Source organism: Arthrobacter sp. UYCu712 (assembly GCF_040547005.1).
In the GTDB taxonomy this organism is placed as follows: Bacteria; Actinomycetota; Actinomycetes; order Actinomycetales; family Micrococcaceae; genus Arthrobacter.
The window spans coordinates 1-5,395 of the sequence record NZ_JBEPOZ010000053.1; the positions used below are offsets into that span (position 1 = coordinate 1).

At 55.5% G+C, this 5,395-nt stretch carries 2 rRNA genes; both read left to right on the forward strand.

From position 1 onward, the window contains the following. Positions 1–100: 100 nt before the first annotated feature. Positions 101–1,624: ribosomal RNA gene (locus tag ABIB51_RS22935) — 16S ribosomal RNA — on the forward strand. Positions 1,625–2,156: 532 nt separating this feature from the next. Continuing rightward, positions 2,157–5,295, forward strand: a 23S ribosomal RNA gene (locus ABIB51_RS22940). Together the 16S and 23S rRNA genes form the textbook arrangement of a ribosomal RNA operon. Positions 5,296–5,395 lie beyond the last annotated feature (100 nt).

Sequence of the window (5,395 nt, forward strand, 5' to 3'; positions counted from 1 at the left end):
CCCGTGGTGTGGTCTGGTTTTTACAGCTGGTTTCAAATTTTGTGCGGCCTGCACGTCCCGTTTTCCCGGGGGTGTTGGTTGTGTCTGTTTTTGTTTTACTTCAACGGAGAGTTTGATCCTGGCTCAGGATGAACGCTGGCGGCGTGCTTAACACATGCAAGTCGAACGATGAACCTCACTTGTGGGGGGATTAGTGGCGAACGGGTGAGTAACACGTGAGTAACCTGCCCTTAACTCTGGGATAAGCCTGGGAAACTGGGTCTAATACCGGATATGACTCCTCATCGCATGGTGGGGGGTGGAAAGCTTTATTGTGGTTTTGGATGGACTCGCGGCCTATCAGCTTGTTGGTGAGGTAATGGCTCACCAAGGCGACGACGGGTAGCCGGCCTGAGAGGGTGACCGGCCACACTGGGACTGAGACACGGCCCAGACTCCTACGGGAGGCAGCAGTGGGGAATATTGCACAATGGGCGAAAGCCTGATGCAGCGACGCCGCGTGAGGGATGACGGCCTTCGGGTTGTAAACCTCTTTCAGTAGGGAAGAAGCGAAAGTGACGGTACCTGCAGAAGAAGCGCCGGCTAACTACGTGCCAGCAGCCGCGGTAATACGTAGGGCGCAAGCGTTATCCGGAATTATTGGGCGTAAAGAGCTCGTAGGCGGTTTGTCGCGTCTGCCGTGAAAGTCCGGGGCTCAACTCCGGATCTGCGGTGGGTACGGGCAGACTAGAGTGATGTAGGGGAGACTGGAATTCCTGGTGTAGCGGTGAAATGCGCAGATATCAGGAGGAACACCGATGGCGAAGGCAGGTCTCTGGGCATTAACTGACGCTGAGGAGCGAAAGCATGGGGAGCGAACAGGATTAGATACCCTGGTAGTCCATGCCGTAAACGTTGGGCACTAGGTGTGGGGGACATTCCACGTTTTCCGTACCGTAGCTAACGCATTAAGTGCCCCGCCTGGGGAGTACGGCCGCAAGGCTAAAACTCAAAGGAATTGACGGGGGCCCGCACAAGCGGCGGAGCATGCGGATTAATTCGATGCAACGCGAAGAACCTTACCAAGGCTTGACATGAACCGGAAACACCTGGAAACAGGTGCCCCGCTTGCGGTCGGTTTACAGGTGGTGCATGGTTGTCGTCAGCTCGTGTCGTGAGATGTTGGGTTAAGTCCCGCAACGAGCGCAACCCTCGTTCTATGTTGCCAGCGCGTAATGGCGGGGACTCATAGGAGACTGCCGGGGTCAACTCGGAGGAAGGTGGGGACGACGTCAAATCATCATGCCCCTTATGTCTTGGGCTTCACGCATGCTACAATGGCCGGTACAAAGGGTTGCGATACTGTGAGGTGGAGCTAATCCCAAAAAGCCGGTCTCAGTTCGGATTGGGGTCTGCAACTCGACCCCATGAAGTCGGAGTCGCTAGTAATCGCAGATCAGCAACGCTGCGGTGAATACGTTCCCGGGCCTTGTACACACCGCCCGTCAAGTCACGAAAGTTGGTAACACCCGAAGCCGGTGGCCTAACCCCTTGTGGGAGGGAGCTGTCGAAGGTGGGACTGGCGATTGGGACTAAGTCGTAACAAGGTAGCCGTACCGGAAGGTGCGGCTGGATCACCTCCTTTCTAAGGAGCACCTACAACCACCGTGCCCCGTGTATGCGGGTGTTCAGGGGTTGTCAGGAGTACGCCCGTTGCGCAGACGCTAGTTCTGCGGCGGGTGCTCACGGGTGGAATATCAACAAATAGCGGCCGCGTGTTCTTCTTCCTTGCCTAGTACGGATCCTCCTTCGGGGGTGTTCCTGGAACGGTGCGGGGGTCGGGGGTGCGGTTTAGTGTTTGGCACACTGTTGGGTCCTGAGGCAACAGGGTCATGTCATTGCGGGTGTCCCTTACGGGGGGTGTTTCGTGGTGGGGTGGGACTTGTGTTTCTGGTTTCCTGGCTGCACCGATCACACGTTTGTGTGTGGGGTGTGTGGTTTGGGGTTGTTGTTTGAGAACTACATAGTGGACGCGAGCATCTTTTATAAGAAGCAATTTCCAAGAATATGAACCTGGATCTGTCCGGGCGCTGGTTGGTTGTGCCTTTCGGGGTGTGGCTGGTGGTGTCTGGTTGGTTTCATGGTTCTCTCGTGAATTAGTTTTTTTGATCTTTTGTGGTCAAGTTTTTAAGAGCACACGGTGGATGCCTTGGCATTAGGAGCCGAAGAAGGACGTAGGAATCTGCGATAAGCCTGGGGGAGTCGATAACCGGACTGTGATCCCAGGGTGTCCGAATGGGGAAACCCCGCCAGGGGCGCGAGCTGCCTGGTGACCCGCATCTGAACACATAGGGTGCGTGGAGGGAACGCGGGGAAGTGAAACATCTCAGTACCCGCAGGAAGAGAAAACAATAGTGATTCCGTCAGTAGTGGCGAGCGAACGCGGATCAGGCTAAACCGTTCCATGTGTGATAGCCGGCGGGCGTTGCATGGTCGGGGTTGTGGGACTTCCCGTTCTGTCTCTGCCGGGACAGTGGGGTGAGTAGTACAGGCATAGGTGAACGGTCTTGAAAGGCCGGCCAGAGAGGGTGTGAGCCCCGTAACCGAAATGTTGTGTACCGCCTGGTGAAGTATCCCAAGTAGCACGGGGCCCGAGAAATCCCGTGCGAATCTGTCAGGACCACCTGATAAGCCTAAATACTCCCTAATGACCGATAGCGGACCAGTACCGTGAGGGAAAGGTGAAAAGTACCCCGGGAGGGGAGTGAAACAGTACCTGAAACCGTGTGCTTACAATCCGTCGGAGCCAGTCTGATTCTGGTGACGGCGTGCCTTTTGAAGAATGAGCCTGCGAGTTAGTGTTACGTCGCGAGGTTAACCCGTGTGGGGAAGCCGTAGCGAAAGCGAGTCTGAATAGGGCGTTGCAGTGGCGTGATCTAGACCCGAAGCGAAGTGATCTACCCATGGCCAGGTTGAAGCGACGGTAAGACGTCGTGGAGGACCGAACCCACTTCAGTTGAAAATGGAGGGGATGAGCTGTGGGTAGGGGTGAAAGGCCAATCAAACTTCGTGATAGCTGGTTCTCCCCGAAATGCATTTAGGTGCAGCGTTGCGTGTTTCTTACCGGAGGTAGAGCTACTGGATGGCTAATGGGCCCTACAAGGTTACTGACGTCAGCCAAACTCCGAATGCCGGTAAGTGAGAGCGCAGCAGTGAGACTGTGGGGGATAAGCTTCATAGTCGAGAGGGAAACAGCCCAGACCACCAACTAAGGCCCCTAAGCGTGTGCTAAGTGGGAAAGGATGTGGAGTTGCGAAGACAACCAGGAGGTTGGCTTAGAAGCAGCCATCCTTAAAAGAGTGCGTAATAGCTCACTGGTCAAGTGATTCCGCGCCGACAATGTAGCGGGGCTCAAGTACACCGCCGAAGTTGTGGATTTCAGATAATAGCCAAGCCGCTCCCTTTGTGGGGTTGGTTCAGGCGTCTGGAGTGGTAGGGGAGCGTCGTGTGGGCAGTGAAGTCGCGGTGTAAACCAGCGGTGGAGCCTACACGAGTGAGAATGCAGGCATGAGTAGCGAAAGACGGGTGAGAAACCCGTCCGCCGAATGATCAAGGGTTCCAGGGTCAAGCTAATCTGCCCTGGGTAAGTCGGGACCTAAGGCGAGGCCGACAGGCGTAGTCGATGGACAACGGGTTGATATTCCCGTACCGGCGAAAAACCGCCCATGCTGAACAGGGGACACTAACCGCCCGAAGCCTGCCTGACCGCCCTTGTGGTGGAAGGGTTTTGGTGGAGCGCGGGACCTGATCCTGGGAGGCAAGCGTATTAACAGGTGTGACGCAGGAAGGTAGCCGAGCCGGGCGATGGTTGTCCCGGTCTAAGGATGTAGGGCGAACGGTAGGCAAATCCGCCGTTCATGATGCCTGAGATCTGATGGGACTCTCTTTGGAGGGGATTCGGTGATCCTATGCTGCCGAGAAAAGCATCGACGCGAGGTTTTAGCCGCCCGTACCCCAAACCGACACAGGTGATCAGGTAGAGAATACTAAGGCGATCGAGAGAATTATGGTTAAGGAACTCGGCAAAATGCCCCCGTAACTTCGGGAGAAGGGGGGCCCCCATCGTGATGGACACTAGCTGTCCGGAGCGTGCAGGGGCCGCAGAGACCAGGGGGAAGCGACTGTTTACTAAAAACACAGGTCCGTGCGAAGTCGCAAGACGATGTATACGGACTGACTCCTGCCCGGTGCTGGAAGGTTAAGAGGACCGGTTAGCCGCAAGGCGAAGCTGAGAATTCAAGCCCCAGTAAACGGCGGTGGTAACTATAACCATCCTAAGGTAGCGAAATTCCTTGTCGGGTAAGTTCCGACCTGCACGAATGGAGTAACGACTTCCCCGCTGTCTCAACCATAAACTCGGCGAAATTGCAGTACGAGTAAAGATGCTCGTTACGCGCAGCAGGACGGAAAGACCCCGAGACCTTTACTATAGTTTGGTATTGGTGTTCGGAGTGGCTTGTGTAGGATAGGTGGGAGACGTTGAAGCCCGGACGCCAGTTCGGGTGGAGTCATCGTTGAAATACCACTCTGGTCACTTTGGACATCTAACTTCGGCCCGTAATCCGGGTCAGGGACAGTGCCTGATGGGTAGTTTAACTGGGGCGGTTGCCTCCTAAAAAGTAACGGAGGCGCCCAAAGGTTCCCTCAGCCTGGTTGGCAATCAGGTGTCGAGTGTAAGTGCACAAGGGAGCTTGACTGTGAGAGAGACATCTCGAGCAGGGACGAAAGTCGGGACTAGTGATCCGGCGGTACATTGTGGAATGGCCGTCGCTCAACGGATAAAAGGTACCTCGGGGATAACAGGCTGATCTTGCCCAAGAGTCCATATCGACGGCATGGTTTGGCACCTCGATGTCGGCTCGTCGCATCCTGGGGCTGGAGTAGGTCCCAAGGGTTGGGCTGTTCGCCCATTAAAGCGGTACGCGAGCTGGGTTTAGAACGTCGTGAGACAGTTCGGTCCCTATCCGCTGCGCGCGCAGGAAATTTGAGAAGGGCTGTCCTTAGTACGAGAGGACCGGGACGGACGAACCTCTGGTGTGTCAGTTGTACTGCCAAGTGCACCGCTGATTAGCTACGTTCGGATGGGATAACCGCTGAAAGCATCTAAGCGGGAAGCTCGCTTCGAGATGAGATTTCCATACACCTTGTGTGTGAGAGGCCCCCAGCCAGACCACTGGGTTGATAGGCCGGATGTGGAAGCGAGGACTAACGACTCGTGAAGCTGACCGGTACTAATAGGCCGATAACTTACACCACACACCACCCCCGCAAACGGTTCAAAAGCGTTTGCAACCAGGGGCGGTACAAAGAAACAAGACTGCTTGCGTCCACTATGTGGTTCCCAAACAACAAACCC